At 27.7% G+C, this 22528-nt stretch carries 18 protein-coding genes; 12 read left to right on the plus strand and 6 right to left on the minus strand.

From position 1 onward, the window contains the following. Positions 1 to 124: 124 nt before the first annotated feature. The 5 genes from ACPKM0_RS05785 to ACPKM0_RS05805 all read left to right on the plus strand — a co-directional run bounded on the left by ACPKM0_RS05785 (position 125) and on the right by ACPKM0_RS05805 (position 4819). Complete coding sequence (locus ACPKM0_RS05785) at positions 125 to 1837, plus strand: two-component system response regulator (RefSeq protein ID WP_472474180.1); 1713 nt, start codon at positions 125 to 127, stop codon at positions 1835 to 1837. A gap of 384 nt (positions 1838 to 2221) precedes the next feature. After that, positions 2222 to 2584: a NifB/NifX family molybdenum-iron cluster-binding protein gene (locus ACPKM0_RS05790; protein ID WP_472474182.1), complete on the plus strand. Its 363-nt coding sequence runs from the start codon at positions 2222 to 2224 to the stop codon at positions 2582 to 2584. 4 nt (positions 2585 to 2588) lie between these two features. Further along, positions 2589 to 3428, plus strand: a complete 840-nt coding sequence (locus tag ACPKM0_RS05795; protein ID WP_472474184.1) for a nucleotide-binding protein — start codon at positions 2589 to 2591, stop codon at positions 3426 to 3428. Further along, a complete protein-coding gene (locus ACPKM0_RS05800; RefSeq protein WP_472474186.1) occupies positions 3425 to 4291 on the plus strand; it encodes a nucleotide-binding protein in 867 nt (288 codons plus the stop codon). The genes ACPKM0_RS05795 and ACPKM0_RS05800 overlap by 4 nt, the downstream gene beginning before the upstream one ends. Before the next feature lie 183 nt (positions 4292 to 4474). Further along, positions 4475 to 4819 (plus strand): Hpt domain-containing protein, encoded by a 345-nt coding sequence (locus ACPKM0_RS05805; protein WP_472474187.1) that lies wholly within the window; start codon positions 4475 to 4477, stop codon positions 4817 to 4819. On the opposite strand, the gene ACPKM0_RS05810 is transcribed toward ACPKM0_RS05805, so the two are convergent. Further along, positions 4809 to 5792: an XdhC family protein gene (locus ACPKM0_RS05810; RefSeq protein WP_472474189.1), complete on the minus strand. Its 984-nt coding sequence runs from the start codon at positions 5790 to 5792 to the stop codon at positions 4809 to 4811. The two genes, ACPKM0_RS05805 and ACPKM0_RS05810, sit on opposite strands and share 11 nt — an antisense overlap. A gap of 127 nt (positions 5793 to 5919) precedes the next feature. Here ACPKM0_RS05810 and ACPKM0_RS05815 point away from each other — a divergent pair, with 127 nt between their 5' ends. Continuing rightward, positions 5920 to 7146, plus strand: a complete 1227-nt coding sequence (locus tag ACPKM0_RS05815) for an L-serine ammonia-lyase (protein WP_472474191.1) — start codon at positions 5920 to 5922, stop codon at positions 7144 to 7146. Positions 7147 to 7198: 52 nt separating this feature from the next. Here the strand turns inward: ACPKM0_RS05815 and yqeB are convergent, their stop codons facing one another. Then, a complete protein-coding gene (gene yqeB, locus ACPKM0_RS05820; protein WP_472474193.1) occupies positions 7199 to 8764 on the minus strand; it encodes a selenium-dependent molybdenum cofactor biosynthesis protein YqeB in 1566 nt (521 codons plus the stop codon). Between the two features lie 110 nt (positions 8765 to 8874). Continuing rightward, positions 8875 to 10221 carry an acetate kinase gene (locus tag ACPKM0_RS05825; RefSeq protein WP_472474195.1) on the minus strand — a complete coding sequence of 449 codons (1347 nt, stop codon included), beginning with the start codon at positions 10219 to 10221 and terminating at the stop codon, positions 8875 to 8877. Positions 10222 to 10420: 199 nt separating this feature from the next. Between ACPKM0_RS05825 and ACPKM0_RS05830 the strand changes: the two genes are divergently transcribed. Further along, positions 10421 to 11410, plus strand: a complete 990-nt coding sequence (locus ACPKM0_RS05830; protein WP_472474197.1) for a hypothetical protein — start codon at positions 10421 to 10423, stop codon at positions 11408 to 11410. Here ACPKM0_RS05830 and murB read toward each other — a convergent pair. Continuing rightward, positions 11405 to 12322, minus strand: a complete 918-nt coding sequence (murB, locus tag ACPKM0_RS05835; protein WP_472474199.1) for a UDP-N-acetylmuramate dehydrogenase — start codon at positions 12320 to 12322, stop codon at positions 11405 to 11407. The two genes, ACPKM0_RS05830 and murB, sit on opposite strands and share 6 nt — an antisense overlap. A 143-nt stretch (positions 12323 to 12465) precedes the next feature. Here murB and cysS point away from each other — a divergent pair, with 143 nt between their 5' ends. The 5 genes from cysS (at position 12466) to ACPKM0_RS05860 (ending at position 18650) form a co-directional block, all read left to right on the plus strand. Then, positions 12466 to 13875, plus strand: a complete 1410-nt coding sequence (gene cysS / locus ACPKM0_RS05840; protein ID WP_472474202.1) for a cysteine--tRNA ligase — start codon at positions 12466 to 12468, stop codon at positions 13873 to 13875. Positions 13876 to 13903: 28 nt separating this feature from the next. Beyond that, positions 13904 to 14416, plus strand: coding sequence for an RNA polymerase sigma factor (locus ACPKM0_RS05845; RefSeq protein WP_472474204.1), 513 nt, complete (start codon positions 13904 to 13906; stop codon positions 14414 to 14416). A 7-nt stretch (positions 14417 to 14423) separates the two neighbouring features. Beyond that, positions 14424 to 14975 (plus strand): anti-sigma factor family protein, encoded by a 552-nt coding sequence (locus ACPKM0_RS05850; protein ID WP_472474206.1) that lies wholly within the window; start codon positions 14424 to 14426, stop codon positions 14973 to 14975. 146 nt (positions 14976 to 15121) lie between these two features. Further along, positions 15122 to 17776: a valine--tRNA ligase gene (locus tag ACPKM0_RS05855; protein ID WP_472474208.1), complete on the plus strand. Its 2655-nt coding sequence runs from the start codon at positions 15122 to 15124 to the stop codon at positions 17774 to 17776. Positions 17777 to 18032: 256 nt separating this feature from the next. Continuing rightward, complete coding sequence (locus ACPKM0_RS05860) at positions 18033 to 18650, plus strand: hypothetical protein (RefSeq protein WP_472474210.1); 618 nt, start codon at positions 18033 to 18035, stop codon at positions 18648 to 18650. A gap of 61 nt (positions 18651 to 18711) precedes the next feature. Here the strand turns inward: ACPKM0_RS05860 and ACPKM0_RS05865 are convergent, their stop codons facing one another. Continuing rightward, on the minus strand, positions 18712 to 20001 hold the full coding sequence (locus tag ACPKM0_RS05865) for a U32 family peptidase C-terminal domain-containing protein (RefSeq protein WP_472474211.1): 1290 nt from the start codon (positions 19999 to 20001) through the stop codon (positions 18712 to 18714). Then, positions 19994 to 22462, minus strand: coding sequence for an endopeptidase La (lon, locus tag ACPKM0_RS05870; RefSeq protein WP_472474213.1), 2469 nt, complete (start codon positions 22460 to 22462; stop codon positions 19994 to 19996). The genes ACPKM0_RS05865 and lon overlap by 8 nt, the downstream gene beginning before the upstream one ends. Positions 22463 to 22528: the final 66 nt, after the last annotated feature.

Consider the following 22528-nt stretch of genomic DNA (forward strand, 5'->3'; position numbering starts at 1 on the left):
GTTACTTTGTTATATGTTTTTGAAGTTTTTTATATGAATTTATATATAATGTGTTCTTAATGTCTTGATTATTCTATATTTGGTGTTATACTGTTAATATAAAAATAATCAACTGGAGACATAAATGCCAAATAGTAGAACAATTTTAATTATTGATGATAACAACATTCAAAGAAAAATGTTGGTGGGAATTTTAAATAATAAATATAATACTATAGAAGCTGAAAATGGATCAGTTGGATTGGATATTGCAGTAAAAAAATATAAAGAAATTTCATTAATCCTATTAGATTTATCTATGCCAGTAATGAATGGATTTGAATTTTTAGAAGCTGCAAAACAAAATTTTCTTTTTAATGATATCCCAATAATCGTTTTAACTAGCGATGATCAAGTTTCAAGCTTATATAGAGCTTTAGAATTAGGGGCAAATGATATTTTGCCAAAACCATATGATGCAAAAAAGTTGTTGAATAAAGTAAGTCAAATAATTCATTCTTATCAACTATTAAAAGTTACACAAGATAATAATTACTTCAATTTGACTGCTAAACAATTAGCTTATGCTAATGAAATCGACAAATTGACTGGTCTTTTTTCAAAAGAAGCTTTCTTAAAAATAAGTTCTGAAATATTGAATAATAATCCGTATGAAAATTATTATTTAATTAGAGGTGATTTTGTAAAATTTAAACTTGTAAATGAACTTTATGGAAAGAAAGAGGGAGATACTTTTTTAAAAGCATATGCTATATTATTAGTTGAGTTATTAGGAAAAGATGCCTTAATCTCACGTTTTTCTGATGATGATTTTGTTGGTTTAGTAAAAAAGGATAAAGAAGATTTAAAATTTGATTTAATTAAAATTGAAGAATTTTTAAAAGATTATCCAATTGATATTACTTTAACTGCTGTTTTTGGAGTTTTTAAAATTGATGATAGGACTTTATCGATCGATAGTATCTGCGATAGAGCTGCATATGCAATAACTAAAGCAAAGCAAAGTAAAAATATTAAAACCTCTTATGTTATTTATAACGATAAGTTAGATAAATGGTTAAAAATTGAACAAGCTGTAGTTTCAGGGATTGATTTAGCAATTGAAAATGGTGATATCCTTATTTATTTCCAACCTAAATATTCTTTAAATGATAAAAGTATTGTTGGAGCAGAAGCTTTAGTTAGATGGCAACATCCATCATTAGGAATGTTAAGCCCTGGAGTATTTATTCCGATTTTAGAAGCTAATGGTGTTATTCATCAACTAGATTATTATGTTTGGGATAAGACTTGTGAGTATGTAGCAAAATGGCAAAAAATGGGATTGAAAAAAATTCCAGTTTCTGTAAATGTTTCTAGAAATAATTTTTATCGAGATAAATTATGGGTTGAAATATTAGATTTAATTAGTAAACACGGAATTACTCCTGAATATATTAATATAGAAATTACTGAAACTTCTTATATGAATGATCCCGATCAAGTTCAAAATATTGTTAATAAATGTCAAGAATCTGGATTATGTGTTCATATGGATGACTTTGGTAGCGGTTATTCTTCATTAAATGTTTTAAAAGATTTAGTTTTTGATGTATTAAAGATAGATTTAAACTTTATTCAAGGTTTAGAGTCAAATGAAAGAGCTGCTATTATATTAAAATCAATTATGGATATGAATAAATTATTAAAACTTCCTGTTGTAGCTGAAGGCATAGAAACTCAAGAGCAAGAAAATTTTTTAAGAGAAATTGGATGTGAAGTAGGTCAAGGATTTTTATTCTCACGACCTGTTGAGGAGAAAGTCTTTATAGAAATGCTTCGAAACGAGAAAATGTAAAATATAAGATTTATTGATTAGTTAAATGTTCAATAAATCTTTTTTTATATATAAAGGGAATTATACTTTTAACAAATAGTATTTATTATTTTTTATTGATTTTTTTGAAAATATGAATTGAGATAATTCAAGAATATATTTGCATGTATGTCCATTTATTCACATTATTTTGTAACTTAATAAATTTGCAGAAATTAGTAAAATAACTTATTAAATTACTATTTTTTTAGTGTAACAAAATAAATCTATTGCTAGCTTGAAAATAATTAAACAATGCGACTTATGTCGAAAAAAAATGTTATTTTTTACTAACATGTTATTGACATATGTTGTTTTCAAGAGTATGTTTTAAAAGAAATATATTATTATTACGAGGTAAAGAAAATGAAAGTAGCGATAGCAGCGGCTAAAAAAGATTTAAATAGTGAAATTAATCAAACATTTGGAAGAGCTCCTCTTTTTGCAATTTATGATACAGAAACTAAAGATGTAGAATTTGTTGAAAATGGAGCTATGGGTGCATCTGGTGGAGCAGGAATTAAATCTTCCCAATTTCTAGTTGATCAAAAAATTGAAGCAGTAATAAGTTTCCGTTTAGGTGAAAATGCTGTAAGAGTATTAACAGGTGCAGGTATTACTTTATATTCAGCTGTATATGAAAAAAGTCTTCAAGAAAATATAGATTTATTATTAAATGATAAATTAGAATCTTTAGTAGATATACATAGTGGATATCATCACGGTTAATTAAATGAATAGAATAGCAGTATTAAGTGGTAAAGGTGGTAGTGGAAAGACATTTGTTTCTACTAATTTATCAAATATTATAGAAGATTCTACATATTTAGATTGTGATGTTGAAGAACCTAATGGACATATTTTTTTTAGTGAAGCTAATTTAATTAGCGAAAAAAAGGTGTATCGAGAAATTCCAAAATTCGATAGTTCTAAATGTGTAGGATGTAAAGATTGTGTTAATTTTTGTAAATTTTCAGCATTAGCTTATATTAAAGATGCTCCAATATTATTTAATGAAGTTTGTCATAGTTGTGGTGGTTGTGAATTAGTTTGTAAACATGATGCAATTAAATTAGTTAAATCTGAAGTTGGTAAATTATCGATTTTTGATAATAATAATAAAAAAGTTGTTAGTGGTGAAATGAAAATTGGTGAAGCTTCTGCTGTTTCATTAATTAATGAAGTTTTAACAGAAGTTGGAGATAATTCTATAATAGATTGTCCTCCTGGAAGTGCATGTTCAACAATGGAAGCAATTAAAGGTGCTAATTATTGTATATTAGTTACAGAACCTACAATTTTTTCATTACATAATATAAAAATGATAGTTGAACTAGTTGAATTATTTAAGATTCCTTACGGATTTGTTATAAACAAAAGTAATGATAAGTTAGATCATATAATTGAAGATTATGTGAAATCAATTGATAAAGAAATACTTGCTAAAATTCCTTTTTCAAAAGAAATTGCAGAAATTACTTCTGAAGGTAAATTAGCAACTAATGAGATTAGAGAAGTAAATAATATTTTTAACTCATTGTTAAATAATGTTAAAGAGAAGGTATTAATATGAAAAAAGTATTAGTTATTTCAGGTAAAGGTGGTACAGGAAAAACTACCATATCTTCAACATTAATAGATATGTTAAATATTAAAGCTTTAGCTGATTGTGATGTTGATGCCCCAAATTTACACTTAGTAAGTTCTTTTGATAGTTCCTCTCTTAAATATGAAGATCAATATAAAGGAATGGATATTTATAAAATAAATGAAAGTGAATGTATTAAATGTGGTAAATGCCAACAGAGTTGTAAATTTGATTCTATTGATATAGTAGATGGGGTTTTTAAAATCAATCCTTTAGCATGTGAGGGCTGTGGTGTATGTGAATTTGTTTGTCCTGTTAATGCTATATCTCCTGTAGATAATTACGTAGGTGTAACACAAGTTTTTAAAACAGACAAATTATTTTCTACTGCTCAATTGACTATGGGAAGTGGAAATAGTGGGAAATTGGTATCTCAGGTAAAGAAAAATTTAGATGATAATGTTGAAGATGAAAAAATTGCAATAATTGATGGCTCGCCTGGTATAGGATGCCCTGTTATTGCATCACTAACTGGTGTTGATTTAGCACTAATAGTCACAGAACCTTCTTTATCTGGATTAAGTGATTTAAAGAGAATTGTAAAAACAGCACAAGTTTTTAAAACAAAAACCGCAATAGTAATAAATAAGGCAGATTTAAATAATGAAGTTAAAGAAATAATTGTTAAATATATTAATGATGAAAATTTGTATTTAGCAGGTGAAATTAATTATGATAATAATGTTTCTAAGATAATTAATAGTAAAACTTCTTTAGCAAATGTTAATACTCCTGCAGCTAATCAATTAAAACAAATTTCGAAAATTGTGTTATCATTAGTACAGTAGATTACAATTTAAACAAAAAATTTTTATTAAACTAATTTGTTATAATAATAATATATCAAATTGGTTTTTTATTTAATAAAAAAGATAAATTTTGTTTAATATCAATATTTTTAACTTGAAAAAGTCTCATTCTCAATTTAAACTATTTTAGTTAGTTTTTAAAATCTTAAAGGGGAAACAAAGATGGAAGAAAAACTTATTAAATTAAAGAATTGGGGTTGTGACATTCAAGGCGCATTAGATCGTTTTTTAAATGATAAAGATTTGTATTATGAATGTCTAACTATGTTTGTTGATGATGACAATTTCATTTCATTAAAATTGCATATTAATGATGAAGATCAAAGAGTACCTTTTACATATGTACATACGCTAAAAGGGGTGGCTGGTAATTTAGGTATTAGCCCACTGTTTGAATCATTAAGTGAATTGTGTGAAGCATTAAGAGCTTCAAAGTATTATTCAAACAGTGGTCTTTATGAAAGAACTGTAGTAGATTATAATATCTTCTTAGAAATTATGAAATAAATTTTGTAAGTAGTACTTTTACATTACCACCACAAATCATTCCCAATTTACTTGCCTTAGAATTTGATAAATCATGGTAAAAAAGTTGGGAATTTTTATTTTTATTATTAAGCAATTCTTTTGAGTCTTTTATTACTTGATATTCAATAGCTCCACCACCTATAGTGCCTTCAGTTTTACCATTACTAAAAACAGCTAAAAAAGAACCTTGTTCTCTAGGTGCAGAACCATGTTTTTCAATTATTCTTGCAACAACAAAAGGATTATTTTCTTTAGCTAATTTTCTCAATAATTCAACATCTAATTCTATTTGATTTTTATCCATTTTTGTAGCTTTAATAATTTCTGCTACAATAGATATAGCAATTTCTTGAGGAGTTTGAGCATTAATATTTATTCCAATTGGAGAGTAAATAGAATTTAATTCTTCTTCACTACAGTCTAGTTTATTATTTTTTATTTCGTTTAATATTTCATTTTTTGTTGCAGCTACTTTACTTTTAGATCCAATCATTCCTAAATATTTATAATTTTTCTTACTAAGTGCTGTTTCAAGACATGTTTTATCATGTTTATGCCCTCTTGTTGCAATGACTATTGCACAGTTTGATAAGTCTAATTTGTTTAATTCTTCACTATAATCACCTAGAATTAAATTTGCTTTTGGATATAATTCAGGTGTACAAAAATCAGATCTATCTTCAATTATTGTAATTTTATAATCTAGCATAAGTGCTAATTTATATATTGCATTACCGATATGACCACCACCACACATTACAAGTTCTAATTTTCCAGAAATGAATTCGCATAAATATTCACCGTCATTAATTAAATCTTCACTATTTTTAGCAAGTAAGTTATTTTTAGTATCATATATAGCTTCGTTTCCTAGATTGTTTTCATCAATTCTAGTTCTTCTCTCTATTTTTTTATTCAAGTTTTTGGTTATAGTATTAAAATAGGTATTCATAAAATCTCCTTATTCGATGATTAAATTATATAATACTTTGTTTGTTTTTGCTATTTATCAGTAATTAAAATTACAAATATGTAAAATAATAATTTTCTTTTTTAGAGAATCAGTGTAAAGTAAAAATATGGAATCAATACGTGAATTATATAAAATTGGATATGGCCCTTCTAGTAGTCATACAATGGGGCCAAGATTAGCTACAAAATTGTTTTTAAAGGATTATCCTAATGCAGATAATTATTCTGTAGAATTGTTTGGTTCTTTAGCTGCTACAGGTAAAGGTCATTTAACAAATGTTGCAATAGAAAGTGTTTTTCAAAAGATTAATAAAAAAATAAATGTTATTTGGAAACCAGAAGAATTTAAAATATATCATCCTAATGCTTTAACTTTTTATTCATATGATAAAAAGAACAACCTTTTAGGAAGTAAAACCTATTATAGTGTAGGGGGTGGAACTGTAGAAGTTGAAGGTGAAAACAAGATTAATAAAATTGAATTGTATGATGAAAGATTTGATTCTTTAGATAAAATTCTTGCATTTTGTGAAGATGAGGGGATGCAATTATGGGAATTTGTTTTATATATTGAAGGTGAAAATATTACTGAATATATCAAAGAAATTTGGAATGTGATGATTTCTTCAATTCAAAAAGGTCTAGATTCTGAAGGCGTATTACCAGGAGGCTTAAAATTACAAAGAAAAGCTTCAATGTACTATTCTAAAAGTCAAAATCTTTTCGGTTCTTTAAAGTTTGATAGTGAATTAATTTCATATGCATTAGCTGTAAGCGAAGAAAATGCTAGTGGAAATAAAATTGTTACTGCTCCAACTTGTGGAAGCTGTGGTATTGTTCCAAGTGTTTTATATTATTTATATAAAAATCATGATTTAAAAGAAAGAAAAATAGTAAATGCTCTTTTAACAGCAGGATTAATTGGAAATATTGCAAAACAAAATGCTTCAATTAGTGGTGCAGAAGTAGGGTGCCAAGGTGAAGTTGGTGTTGCTTGTGCAATGGCTAGTGCTGCAGCAACTCAAATTATGGGTGGATCAATTTATCAAATAGAATATGCGGCAGAGATGGGATTAGAGCATCATTTAGGTTTAACTTGTGATCCAATGCTAGGTTTAGTTCAAATTCCCTGTATTGAAAGAAATGCTATGGGAGCTGTTAGAGCAATAGATCATTGTTCATATGTTTTATTAGGAGATGGAAGACATAAAGTGTCCTATGATGAAGTTGTTAAAGTAATGAACGAAACTGGGCAAGCTTTACCTCCTCTCTATAGAGAAACATCTCTTGGTGGATTAGCCGTAATAAAAAATAAAAAAAATAATCCAAAGTAGGCTATAATTTAATAATCTACTTTGGAGAGATTTAAAACTATCTTAATAAAATTTACTTATATAAAAACTTATATATTGCACTTAATACACCACCTGCTATATTTCTTCCCTTATCAGAGACAGTAGTATGGTCTGCTTCTTCTCCTCTAGGGTCTATATCGGCAACTTTAAATCCTTTTGGAACTTTTATACCTTCGGTTAATAAGCCTCTTATTTTTCCATCAATAGTAGCTTCAATTAAAGTTTCATCAACTTTTGCAATTATATCACCTTGTTTTACAATGTCTCCAATTTTACTAAGATTGTACCATGTTCCAGCTACAGGAGAGTGAATTACTCTTTCTTTACCATAACCACCAATTATTCCAGGAATGCCAGAATTTGCTATAGCTTGTCCTTTATATAAAACGTTACCAACATAATGTCCACGTTTAGTTTCTATGATACAATGACAATCTTTGTTAACTTCAAAACCAGGGCCTAATGCTATTACTAATGGTGCATCAGTGATTTTTGTACCTAGGTTTTTCTTTGCTAATATAGCATCAACTACAATTAATGGTTTTATTTTTTTAATTAAAGTTGCATCTTTATCAGAAACTACTACAACTTTTCCATCTGTTAATGTTTTATATATTAAATCTATATTATCTTTATCGCATTTTATTGCAGTTGTATCTTCAACAGTATATTGATTATCAAACATAGCTTGCGCAAATGAGACAGTTCTCCTAATTACAGTCGGTTCTTCAACTTCTAGAGCTATAACTTTAAATCCTGCTCTATGAAGTTTAAGAATTGTTCCTGTTGCTAAGTCTCCAGCACCTCTTACAATAATTGGTCTAAAAATGGTATTCCTCTTTTCTAGAGATTTATTATTCTTTTCTCCTAGAACTTCACATACAATGCTAAGTCCAACTTGATAAGGTGTTTGTCCACCAGTATTTAAGCCAATAGGACAGTGTAATTTTAGGTTTTCTTCAGAATTTATATCAATATTTTCAATAAGAGAATACATGTGTTGATTACTTGTCATAATTCCAACATACCAAGCATTAGATTTTAGTGCACACTGATAATCTTCAGTACTTAGCAAAGAATTATTTAAAACTAAAATGGCACTATTGTTAGTGTTAATTTCGTTTAAAGTCTTTGTAATATTAGATGAAAGATAAATATTGCTTGCCATTGGAAAATCTTCAGGTTTTGTAAATTCTTCTCTAGTCTCAATAATTTCAATTTCAAATCCAGATTGAGAAGCTATTTGTGCTACACTTTTTCCAACATGACCTCCTCCAATTATTATCATTTTTGAAGAAGATTCACCAACATCGATAGAAATTTTTATATAATTATCTTTGTTTTCATCATCACGATAGATAGTAAATAATCCACCTTTTTGTACTTTTAATGCTTCTTTTGCTTTTTCGATTGCCTTATATTCTACTAAGCCACCACCTATGGTGCCATAATATTGGCCATCATTTTTAACAAGCATTCTTCCACTAGTTCTAGTAACCACACCTTTGTGATCACATAAAGAAACCCATGCAAATGGGATATTTTTGCTTTCTAACTCATAAGCAATTTTATATGGTGATAAGTTATTATTTTTCATAAATCCCATTATATCATAAAAAACATAATCATTGAAAGCAAAAAAAAGACTATTGTCATTTTTTTTTGACAATAGTCATAAACTGAAAATAAAATTAAGGTAAACCTAAATTATTTAGTAGCTTTTGGAGCTTTAACTAAAATAGTTTTTAAGAAAGGTTTATCTTCAATATTTTTTACAAGAGCTCTAGCTCTAGCTTTGTTTTCATAATTAGGATCTTCAAAAGAATATGTAAAATTGGTATGAATATCATAAGTCTTGTTCATAAGAGCATATGCATCTTCAGTCATTACTAATTCTTCATCTGTAGGTATAACATAAATTCTAGAAGGAGAATTATCTTTAGAGATGTCAAATTCTCCATTTCTACATCTACAATTATCATTCTTTTCTACATCTACATCGATACCTAAGTTTGCAAGTCCTTCTAGTGCACCTCTTCTAATATGTTCACCCATTTCACCAACACCTGCAGTAAATACAACAGCATCAACTCTGCCAAGAAGAGCAGCATATGAACCAATATATTTTTTGATTCTATGAGTTTCCATTTTAACAGCTAGTTGAGCTTTTTCATCACCTTTATCTGCTTGAGTATGGACATCTCTTCTATCAGTTAGTCCACAAATACCTAATAAACCACTTTTTTTATTTAATTCAGTATCCATTTCAGAAGGACTCATGCCTGTTTTATTCATAACAAAAGGTAAAATTGCAGGGTCTAAATCACCACTTCTTGTACCCATTACTAAACCTTCTAAAGGAGTTAATCCCATTGAAGTATCAATACAAACACCGTCTTTAACAGCACAAACTGATGCACCATTACCAATATGACAAATAATAACGTTAGTATCTTTGTTTTCTTTACCTAATAAAACAGCAGCTCTTTTTGCACAATATAGATGTGAAGTACCATGGAAACCGTATCTTCTTACGTTAAAGTCTTCATACCATTTATAAGGTACTGCATACATATAAGCTTCTTCAGGCATTGTTTGATGCCAAGCAGTATCCATAACAATTGCATGAGGAACATTAGGCATAACTTTTCTTGCAGCTTCAATACCCATGATATTAGCTGGCATGTGTAAAGGACCTAAAGGAATTAATTCTTTTAATTCTTCGATAATATGATCATCAACTAAAGCTGATTTTTTAAATGTTTCACCACCGTGTAGTACTCTATGTCCTACAGCACCAATTTGTGATAAATCATCAATTACTCCATATTCTTTGTCGACAAGCATTTTGATAATTAGTTCTATTGCTTCTTTGTGAGAAGGAGAAGAGAATCTTTCATTGTATTCATCTTTACCTTTAGCTTTATGTTCAATTGTTGAATATTCAAGTCCGATTCTTTCTACAACACCTACAGCTAAAACGTCTTTTTGTGTCCAGTCGAAAACTTGATATTTTGCAGAAGAACTTCCGCAATTAAGAGTTAGAATAACCATTTGTTTGGCTCCTTAAAAATGTCTAAGATTTTTATTTAGAAAAATATGTTATAAATTATCACATAAAATTAAGTGATATTCAACTAAGATAATGCAAAAATAATAATATTTTTATTAAGTAAATATGTACAAAAGAGTTATTATTATTTTTAGTCTATTATTTATATTTTCATGGGGGCTGTTTTCGATAAATGTTAGTATGAAATACAAAAAAAATGAGAACTCTTTTGATTTAACAATTTATGATAATATCAATAAATTTAACATAAAACTTAAAGATAACAAAATTGATAGTGTAGATATCTCAAATTTTCAAGTAAATTCTTTAATTATCAAAAAAGAAGCAAAGTTTATTAATCGTGAAATTTATGTTGATAATTCTATAAATTATTACATAAATATTATTAATGATAATTTAGAATTTTTTACGAATTATTCATCATTTGATGTTAGTAAAAATAAAATAAATTCTTTAGTATGTTCATACAAAAAATTAAGGCTAGAATTTGTGAATTATTCTATAAAAAATGAAGACAATAATTCTTTTTATTATGATTTTTCAAATTTAAATTTCACTAATAATGGCTTTATAAATTATATAGACTATTCATTCTATAATTTTGATATTAAGCAAGAAGTCGCTTATTCAAAATTTGGTTTATTATATAGTAGTTTTATTTCCTATAAATTCAAGAAACTATTGTTGTTTCTTGTAAGAAAAAATATGAATGAAAAATATATATATGGGATAAAATTTAAAGATAAAATAGTTAATTTTAAAATTTCAGATAAAATTTATCCAATCTCAATATATGGAGGGCAAGGTGTTAAAAGAAATTTTACAATTGATTCAAAACTTTGTTTTAATTATAAATTTAAAACAATGGATAACAAATTAATAGTAAAAATACATCATGAAATAGATTATAATAAGTATTTAGAAAGAGAGTATATTAACTATTATAGTGTATCTAATGTTTATCAATATAAAAAAAACACTGTCCATCTTTTTTTTGAGTATAATAAATTATGCGAGTTTTATATAAAAATTAATAATCTAAAATTATTAGTTAAAAATAAAGAAATAATATTAGAAATTTCATATAATATGAAAAAAGAAAATGTAAATTATAATATTAATCTAACTTCTAATGGTTTATTTGAATTCTCAATTATAATATCTTTATGAAAAATCTCCAATAAATTGAACTTCATATTCTAATTCTATATTGAATTTATCTTTTACAGCTTTTTTGCACATTTTACTTAATTCATATATATCCTTACTTGTTGCATTTTTTTTATTCATTATGTAGTTGCAATGACTTTCGCAAATAAAAGCATCATTAATATTTTTTATTTTAAGATTACAATCCTCTATTAGTTTTCCTGCAATATATCCATCCGGATTTTTAAAAATACTTCCTGCACTTGGGTATTTTAATAAACCTTTATCTATTCTATTTTTTGTATTTTCATCTTTTACAGCTTTAGCATAAGCACTATAATTATTTTTATCTAAGAAAAAACCAGCTTCAAAAATAATAGCATTTTCCATATGTTTAAATGGTGAGTCTCTGTAGCCAAAATCTTCTCCATTTCTATCCATTCTATGAGTTTTTCCATCAAATGTAATATAGTCAATATATAATAGTCTATCGCTAATAGTATAACCATAAGCTCCAGCATTACCATGAACAGCTCCACCAATGGATCCCGGGATTCCACTTAATCCCTCTAAGCCTAGCATTCCGTCATTTTGTGTTATATTTATCGCTCTGTCTAACGACATTCCAGTCCGACATGAAAAAATATTTCCTCGAATTGAATATCTGCATAGTTTGTGAGTTCTAATTGTTAAACCTTTGATTTTTTTATCACTTATTATAACATTCGAACCAGCTCCTAATATATTAATTTTTAAATTATTAATATTAGCAAAATTTAATGCTGTTATTAATTCTTCAAATCTACCAGGTTCGCAATAATATTCAGCAATCCCACCAGTTTTAAATGTTGTAAACTTTGATAAAGAAACGTTTTCTTTAATGATTTCTTCAAACTTGATTTTTTCATCTTGATGACTTAAATTAGTATTCATGATTAATATATTATCAATGATAGGATATTATAGCAATCAAAAATATGTATTTATGTATTTTCATTATTATAATTTGTAATTATATTTATAATAATACTATTATTTGTTATACTATTACGTAACCATATAGAAAGGAAAAATTCATGGCAATAAATTTATACAATACGATGGGAAGAAAAGTAGAAGAGTTTAAACCAATAGATGAAAAAGAAGTAGGTTTATATACTTGTGGTCCCACTGTTTACAACTATGCACATATAGGAAATCTTAGAACATTTATTTTTGAAGATATTTTAAAGAGAGTTTTAACTCATTCAAATTATAAAGTAAAGCATGTTATGAATATTACTGATGTTGGTCATTTAACAGATGATGGAGACTCAGGTGATGATAAAATGACTAAAAAAGCTAAAGAAAGTGGTAAGAGTGTATGGGAAATTGCTTCTTTTTATACTGATGCTTTTTTATCTGATGCTTCTGATTTAAATTTAGTAATGCCTAATGTACTTTGTAAAGCAACTGATCATATTGGTGATATGATTAAATTGATTAAACGGTTAGAAGAAAATGGTCATACTTATATAAGTGGTGGTAATGTATATTTTTCTATTGATACTTTTAAAGATTATGGTAAATTAGCTAATCAAAATTTAGATGATTTAAAAACTGCTGTTAGAGATGATGTTAGTATTGATAACAATAAAAAAAATCCTAAGGATTTTGTTCTATGGTTTACTAATAGTAAATTTGGTGAACAGCAAATGATGTGGGATTCTCCATGGGGTAGAGGATATCCAGGTTGGCATATTGAATGTTCTGCTATGAGTATGAAATATTTAGGTGAATCATTTGATATTCATTGTGGTGGTATTGATGCTATTCCTGTTCATCATACAAATGAAATAGCACAGAGTGAAGCTGCAACTAATCATAAATGGGTTAATTATTGGGTACATGGTGAATTTCTATTAGATGAAACTGGTAAAATGAGTAAATCAAAAGGTGATTTTTTAACTTTATCCCTATTGAAAACTAAAGGATATGATCCAATGGATTATAGATTCTTTGTTTTAGGTGGTCATTATCGCTCTCAATTAAGATTTAATTTTGATAATTTAGATACAGCTAGAAAAAATAGATTAACTATTGTATCTAAAATTCAAGAATATTTAGATAATGGAGCAAATAAAATTGAATTATCAAATGAAAAAGTTGTTGAATTAAAAAATGAATTTGATGATTGTGTTAATAATAATTTAAATATGCCTAAAGCTTTGGCTGTTTTATATAAAACAATTAAGAGTGATTTGTTTGAAAGTGAAAAGTATTCTCTTATTTTGTATTACGATGAAGTTTTTGGTTTGCGTTTTGATGAAGTGGAAAAAAGTAAGGATGATATTCCTGAAAATGTTTTAAAATTAGTAGAAAATCGTATAACTGCGAAAAAAGAAAGAGATTTTGCTAAAGCAGATATGATACGTGAAGAAATTAATAAACTTGGATATCTTTTAAAAGATACCCCTAAAGGTCCGATTTTATCAAAAAAAATGTAACCGAAGTGTAATAGGGTTGTTAACAGTTATGAAGATACAAAGTAATAATGAACATGATTTTAGGTTTATGTACGAGAAAACTTTCTCTATGTTATTTCGTGTAGCAAATAATATAGTGAAAAATCCAGACAGAGCTGAAGAATTATGTCAGGAAGCTTTTACTAGATTCTTTGACCAAGCAAAAGTTTTCCCAAGTGAAAATGATGCTAAATATTGGTTAATCAGAGTGACTAAAAATCTCTCAATTAATGTAGTCAAAAGAAAAACTAGGGAGTTAAAAATGATTGATAGGGTGAAAAAAGAACCTCATCATCATGAGAAAACAGGAGAAGAAGTATTAGTTGAAGATGTAGTTTGTGAACAAGTTATGGATGCTATTTCACAATTGCCTGAAAAACTAAGATTGGTAATTACATTAAAAACTTATACTGATTTAGATTATAAAGGGATAGGTGAGACCCTTAATATATCTGAAAGTAATGTTAAAGTAAGAGTTTTTAGAGCAAGGAAAATGCTTGAAAAAATTCTAAGCCAGGAGTAATTAATTTATGTGTTTAGACGATGCATTATTAAATTCATATTTAGATGGCGAGTTACAAGAACCATGGAAGACTCAAGTTGAAGAACATCTTTCATATTGTAATGGGTGTCAGTTACGATTGAATCAACTAAAAGAATTAGATAATAAGTTAAAAAATGCTTCATTTTCTGATGAAGATATTAGAGAACGTTCTGAAAGAGTTATTAAATTTTTTGAGAATAATAGATTTAATACTGAAGTTAAAAAAAGTTTTTTTAAAAGAAAGGTCCAAATTAACTTAGTACCTGCTTTATTAACAAGTGCAGCGGCTGTTGTTGTTGTATTTATTGGTTCTTTTGTATTGTTTGGATCAAATAATAAACAAACAAGTGAAATATTACCTGAAGTAATGATGCCTATTGAATCTAATCAAGTTGAACAAGTTAGTGTAAATGAAAAAAGTTCACTAGATGATTATTCTTTATCAGAAATTATACATTATTTAGATTCTCAAGGTTATGCTGTTAAATTAGAAGTAAAGGCAGTTAATCCTTTAGAAGATTTATCACAAGATGAGTAAATAATTATTAAATTAAATATAAAGGGGCTTATGCTCCTTTTTTTTGTATTTATTTTTTATTTTATAAAAATTTGTTGTAATCTGTTGTTAACAAATATACTTTTTGGTAATATAGCAAACAGTATATTTTGGTAGGAGGATAGTAGATGAAGGCCGTTGAATTACAAAAAGCCTATGATCCGAAAGATTTTGAAGAGAGAATTTACCAACAATGGTTAGATAAAGGATTATTTAGTCCACAAGATAGTGATAAGGAACACTATTCAATTGTCATGCCCCCACCAAACGTCACTGGTATTTTACATATGGGACATGCTTTAAATAACTCATTACAAGATATTTTAATAAGATATAATAGAATGAGAGGTGTTCCATCTTTATGGGTACCTGGTACTGATCATGCAGGTATTGCAACTCAAAATGTAGTTGAAAGACAACTTTTGAAAGAAGGTAAAAGAAGACAAGATTTAGGAAGAGAAAAATTCTTAGAAAAAACTTGGGAAGTTAAAGATAAACACCATTCAACAATAAAAAAACAATTAGAAACTATTGGTGCTTCTTGTGATTGGGATAGAGAAAGATTTACCATGGATGAAGGGTTATCTAAAGCTGTAAGAGAATGTTTTGTAACTTTATATGAGAAAAATTTAATTTATAAAGGTGAATATCTTGTAAATTATTGTCCACATTGTGGAACAGCTTTAGCTGATGATGAAGTTGAACATGAAGAAACTCCAGGTAAGTTATATGATGTAAAATATCCATATGCTGATGGAAGTGGTTCAATTACAGTAGCTACAACAAGACCTGAGACAATGTTCGGTGATATTGCTGTTGCAGTAAATCCTGAAGATGAAAGATATAAAGATCTAGTTGGAAAAGAATTATTATTACCATTAACTGATAGAGTAATTCCAATAATAGCTGATAGTTTTGTTTCATTAGAATTTGGTACTGGTATGGTAAAAATAACACCAGCTCATGATCCTAATGACTGGGAATGTGGAAAGAGACATAATTTAGAAATTATTAATGTTTTAAATCCTGATGGTACATTAAATGATAATTGTCCTGAAAAATATAGAAATATTGATGCAGCTGAAGCTAGAAAAATTGTTGTTGAAGACTTACGTGAATTAGGTTATTTAATTAAAGAAACTGAGCATAATCATGAAGTAGGACATTGTTATAGATGTCATCATGTTGTAGAACCATATTTATCTGAACAATGGTTTGTAAGCATGCAAAGTATGGCTGATAAAGCATTACAAGCTTGGAAAGATGATAAAATTAGATTCTATCCTAAAAGATGGGAAAATACTTATTCACATTGGTTAACTTCAATTAGAGACTGGTGTATTTCACGTCAATTATGGTGGGGACACAGAATTCCAGTTTGGTATTGTAAAGATTGTGGTCATATGATGGTTCTTCGTGAAGATCCATGTGAATGTGAAAAATGTAAATCTAAAAATATATATCAAGAATCTGATGTATTAGATACTTGGTTTAGTTCTTGGTTATGGCCTTTTTCTACTTTAGGATGGCCTGAAAAGACTGTTGATTTTGATAAGTTTTTCCCAACAACTTCATTAGTATCTGGTTATGATATTATTTTCTTCTGGATTGCTCGTATGGTTATGGCTAGTCTTGAATTTGTTGGAGAAGTTCCTTTTAGAGATATTTATTTAACAGGTCTTGTTAGAGATAAACAAGGCAGAAAAATGAGTAAGTCTTTAGGTAATGGTATTGATCCAATTGATGTTGTAAATCAATATGGTGCAGATGCTATGAAATTTACATTAGCTTATATGGCTACTCAAGGACAAGATATTTTAATTGATATGGATTCTTTTAAATTGGGTAGTAGATTTGCCAATAAAGTATGGAATGCAACAAGATACTTATTAATGAACCTAGAAGATAGAAATTTAGTTCCTTTAGAAAATATTGAATTAGATACTATGGATAAGTGGATATATAATAGTCTAAATGAAGCTTCTAAAAAAGTTGCTACATCTATGAAGAATTATCGCTTTAATGATGGTGCAAGTGCTGTCTATGATTTCTTCTGGAATGATTTCTGTGACTGGTATGTTGAATCTTCTAAAGAAAAATTATATAGCGATGATAATGATGTTAAAGATAAAGCTATTAGCGTATTAGTTGATTTATTAGCTGAATCAATGAGATTAATGCATCCATATCTTTCTTTCTTAACAGAAGAAATTTATTCTAAATTACCTAATGTAGATGATCAATTAATTATTAGTGAATATCCAAGTTTTAGGGAAAATAGGATTCATGAAAAAGATACAAAATTGGTTTATGCATTACAAGATGCAGTTAGAGGAATTAGAGCTCTAAGAGCAGATTTGCAAATTACTCAAGAAAAGAAAGTTAAAGTAGTTATTAAAGCCTCTAGTGATTTTATAGCTACAGATTTCTTTGAAGAGAAGAAAAGTTTGTTAATGAATTTTGTAAACGCAAGTAGTGTAGAAATTGATAGAAATGATATTATTGATACCTCAAAAGCTGTTCCTGTTGCTGGAAGTGGATTTGAATCTTTTGTTTTTGTTGGTGATGCAATAGATGTGGATAAAGAAATTTCTAAACTAGAAAAAGAATTAGTTAAAAGTAAAAAAAGTTTAGATGGTACTTTAAGAAAATTATCTAATGAAAAGTTTATTAACAATGCTGCAAAAGCTGCTGTAGATAAAGAATATAATAAAAAAGCTGAATTCGAAGAAAAAATTGAAAAAGCCACTAAACATATTTCTTTATTGAAATCATTAAAATAATTAATATATAAAACTAATCTAAAGATCATTGTTTATCTCTAAGATAATTAACAATGATCTTTTTTTATATTTATTTATACGATTTATTTTTAAGGTAAATATGCGTATTAATAAATTCAAAATGATTATTTCTATTATTAATCAAAAATGTAACTAAATTAAAATTTTGTTAGTATAAAATTTTTTTTATTTACAAAATATTAATCTATGTGTTATATTTAAAATCGCTTAGTTTGTGATTAATAAGGAGTAATTTATGAAAAAAAGATTAATCAGTTTATTTTTAATAGGTATTATTACAATATCTTCAGTTTTTGCAGCGATGAACTTAAATGTTCCATTAGAGGCTTCTCACGGTGAAAATCAAGTTATAGGTAGTTTATTTTACTTAGGATCAATTGGTAGTGATTTTAAAGCTTCATCAATAGGTGTTGCCGCTTTTTATCAAAATAAAATGAGTGATAATATTGGAATTTATGCTAATGGAGGAGTTGGTAAGCCTTTATCATTAGAAATAGATAATGTAAGTGATTTTTCAAGTACAACAGCAGTTTGCATTCAATCTGGACCATATTATATAATTCCAATTCAAGAGAATATGTTAGTAAAAGTAGGTGTAGCTTTAGATCTTTCAGCACTAGCTGGAAAAGAAACTGTTTCAGGTGATGAAGATATAGTTTTATCTATAGGTGTTGGAGCTTTTGGAGCTTTTGAATACATATTGATGGATAAAATTAATCTTGTAGGATCTTTAACTTTAGGATTTGATCCAGTTGTTTGGATGACAAATACAACAACTAATGAATTAGAAAAATTAAGTGGTGGTTGGTTAGTAAATATAATGCCTTCTGTAGGTGTTAGTTATCATTTTTAAAATTTGAAATTTATGTTGAGCAATAAGTGACAAAAAAAGGCAACTTAGGTTGCCTTTTTATTTATGTTCTTTCAGAATTTAATATTCTTGTAGATTTTATTTCTCCATTATTTAATCTTCTAATAATATAACCCTCATTTACAGGTTTATCAGTTTTTAAATATTGAACTTTTCCATGGTCAATTTGGTCAATTTCTTCAAACTCACTATTTAATAAAGTATAATCGTTATCAATTATGTTTAAAACATCTTTTCCGATATATTCAATAGTTTGTCCTTTTTTAACTTGGAACCTAACATCTAACTCCCAAATTCCTTTTTTAACTTCTTTATTTATTATACCAATGAATAAGAAATTTCTTTCATATCCATCAATTGTTGGAACATTAATATCATCTTCATCTTTGTTATTGAAGAAAAAAGCAGTAGAATATTTTCTATGACTAATATTGAATAAATCTTTTCTGTATTCTTCTAATAAAGGATCTTTATCAATAGCTTTTCTATACGCTCTTGTAACTACAGCATTATAGTAAAGGCTTTTCATTCTACCTTCTATTTTAAGACTGTTAACTCCTGCATCAATTAGCTCATGAACATGATCAATCATGCATAAATCTTTGCTGCTCAATATTGTTGTGAACCCATCTTCTTCACTGATTGGATAGTATTGATTAGGTCTTTCATATTCTTCTAAAGCTAATGTTTCGCTTTTTAAGACTTTTTCAAGTCCTTCATTTGCCATAAGCCTATAGTTCCATCTACAAGAATGAGCACAATCCCCTTGGTTTGCACTTCTTGAAGAGAAATAAGAAGATAATAAACATCTTCCTGAATATGCCATACACATTGCTCCATGAACAAATGTTTCTAATTCTAATTCAGGAGCTGATTGTTTTATTCTCTTAATATCTTCTAAAGAAGCTTCTCTTCCTAAAATTATTCTTGAAAAACCTATTTTAGAATAGACTTTAGCAGCACTTGAATTAATACAACTTGCTTGAGTCGAAAGATGAACTTCTGCATTAGGAATTTCATTTTTTATTATATCCATTGCACCTACATCTGTAACTATGTAAGCATCAAAAGGCCAATTGTTTAATTCTTTAGCTTGTTCTCTTAAATCTTTTAATTGGCCTTCATGAAAAATAATATTTAAAGTACAATATAATTTTTTATTAGGATATAATTCTTTGATCTTAAATAAATCTTCTCGTTGATTTTTATCAATATTTTTAGCATTAGCTCGAAGAGAAAATTTAGGAAGACCCATATAAGCTGCATCTGCTCCGAAATCAAATGCAGTCTTAAGTTTTCTAATATCACCTGCAGGGCTTAATAGCTCAACCACGTAAAGCCTCCTTAATTGCCGTTGAAACAGCATCACTAATTATTTTAGCTTGTTGGGAAGAATTATCATCATACTTGTTTATAATAGGTCTTTCATTAGTTTTATCATTAGGGAAAGCAATCTCTAAAACTTTAGATACTTCATCAACAATATGGAATTCTATTCCTTTTTTGACTTTATCATCTAGCTTATCAAGATCTTTTTTATTTTGTTTTGGAATAATTATTTCTTTAATTTTATTTCTTTTAGCAGCTAATACTTTTTCTTTTAATCCACCAATAGGCATTACTTTACCCATCAATGAAATTTCACCAGTCATTGCAAGTTTTGGTTTAATAACTTGGTTAGTAATTAAAGAAAAAATTGCAGTTGTCATTGTAACACCAGCGCTAGGTCCATCTTTCTTAATAGCTCCTTCAGGTACATGGATATGAATATCATGTAATGTAAAAAAGTCAGGATTGATTCTATATTCTTTTGTATGACATTTAAGATATGTATAAGCAATATTTATACTTTCTTTCATAACATCACCTAATTGACCAGTTAATTGAAGTTTTCCATTACCTTTAGCAGCTTGTGCTTCAATAGCTAATGTATCTCCTCCCATAGCTGTCCAAGCAAGCCCAACCGCCATTCCAGGTTTATTTGCAACAATAATGTTATCGCTTGTAAAATATGGGATTCCTAAAAATTCAATAACATCTTGTTCTTGTATTTTTATAGGTAATTCTAATTCTGGATTTTCTACAATTTTCATAGCAACTTTTCTGTTAATCTTATTAAGATTCTTTTCAAAGTTTCTAACACCGGCTTCTCTAGAATATTCTTCAGCAATTTTTCTTAATATCTTGTTCGAAAAATTTATATCAGATCTCTTTAATCCCATCTTTTTTAAAGATTTTGGGACTAAATACTTTTTACCAATTTGAACTTTTTCATCAGAAGTGTAGCCACCAACTTCAATTAATTCCATTCTATCTAATAAAGGACCTGGAATTCCGTTGATGCTATTTGCTGTAGCTATAAATAGTACATTTGATAAATCAAAAGGTAAATCAAGATAATTATCTCTAAATGAGAAATTTTGTTCAGGGTCTAAAACTTCAAGAAGAGCTGATGCTGGATCGCCTTGGAAAGATTGGCCCATCTTATCTATTTCATCAATTAAGAAAAGAGGGTTGTTAGTTTTAACCGTTTGTAGACCTTTGATTATTTTACCAGGAATTGCACCAACATAAGTTCTTCTATGACCTTTTATTTCACTTTCATCTTTCATACCACCAACAGAGAATCTAAAATATTCTTTATGTAATGCTGTTGCTATAGATCTACCAATACTTGTTTTACCAACACCAGGAGCACCAACAAAACAAATAATTGCACCTTTGTTATCGTTTTTTAGCTCTCTGACAGCAAGATATTCTAAAATTCTATTTTTTACATCCATCATTCCATAATGATCTCTGTTTAAAATTTTTCTAGCTGCTGTTATAGAAACATTAGTTTCTTTACTTGGTTTCCAAGGTAGTTTTAGAATATTTTCTAGATAATTTCTAGTTACATTGAAATCAGGAACAATCATTTCAATTCCTTTAAGTTTTTCAATTTCATCTGCAACTTTATCTCTAACTTCATCATTGAAATATGGTTCAACTTCTTTAATTTGTTCTTCAAGTTTACTAATTAAAGCCATTTTTGGATCACTTGCCATACCAAGTTCCATTTGAATAGTTTTTAATTCTTGACGTAAGAAATATTCTCTTTGTTGTCTTTCAACTTTTTTATTTACTTTGAAAAGAATGGATTTTTGTATTCTAGAAATTTCTTGTTCATTTTTAATATGAATTAATAATTTTTCAATTCTTTCTCTTATATCAAGACATTCTAATAAAACTTGTTGATCTTCTCCTGAAATTTCTAAATTAGAAATTAAGAAGTCTGCAAGCTTACCAGGTTCTTCTATATTAATCATATTCAACTTAAGTTGTTCATTTAACATAGGGTCTTGTTCAGCAAGTTTTTTTATTTCAGTAAATAATTGTCTTGCCCAAGGAATTAAATCTTCTTTATTGTATTCTTCATTTTCTAAATAATTTACTTCTGCTATTAAGTATTTTCCACTATTTAAGAATGAAGAGACTTCAAATCTTTTAATAGTTGAAATAAAAACATGTACACCACCTTCAGGTAGCTTGATTTGTTTTATTATTTTTGCAATCGTACCGACTGTATATAATGACTCATCATCTTCTATTGTTTCATTAGTAGTATCTTTTGATAATAATAATCCAATCATACCACCATGTTTAATTGCTTTATTTATAACATCTATATCTTGTGCTTCAGTAAACATAAGATGTGTTAATAGGCCAGGGAAAACAGGTACAGGTCCTACAGGTAAAATAAATAGGTTTGAAGGTAAGTCTTTTTCTTCATCTAATAGATCTATATCTTTCATATTTCCTCCAAAAATTTGTAATATCTATGTATATAATAAAAATAATAATAAAGTCACCAAGAGAAT

Origin of the sequence: Pleomorphochaeta sp. (assembly GCF_050031695.1) — a bacterium.
Taxonomy (GTDB): domain Bacteria; phylum Spirochaetota; class Spirochaetia; order Sphaerochaetales; family Sphaerochaetaceae; genus Pleomorphochaeta.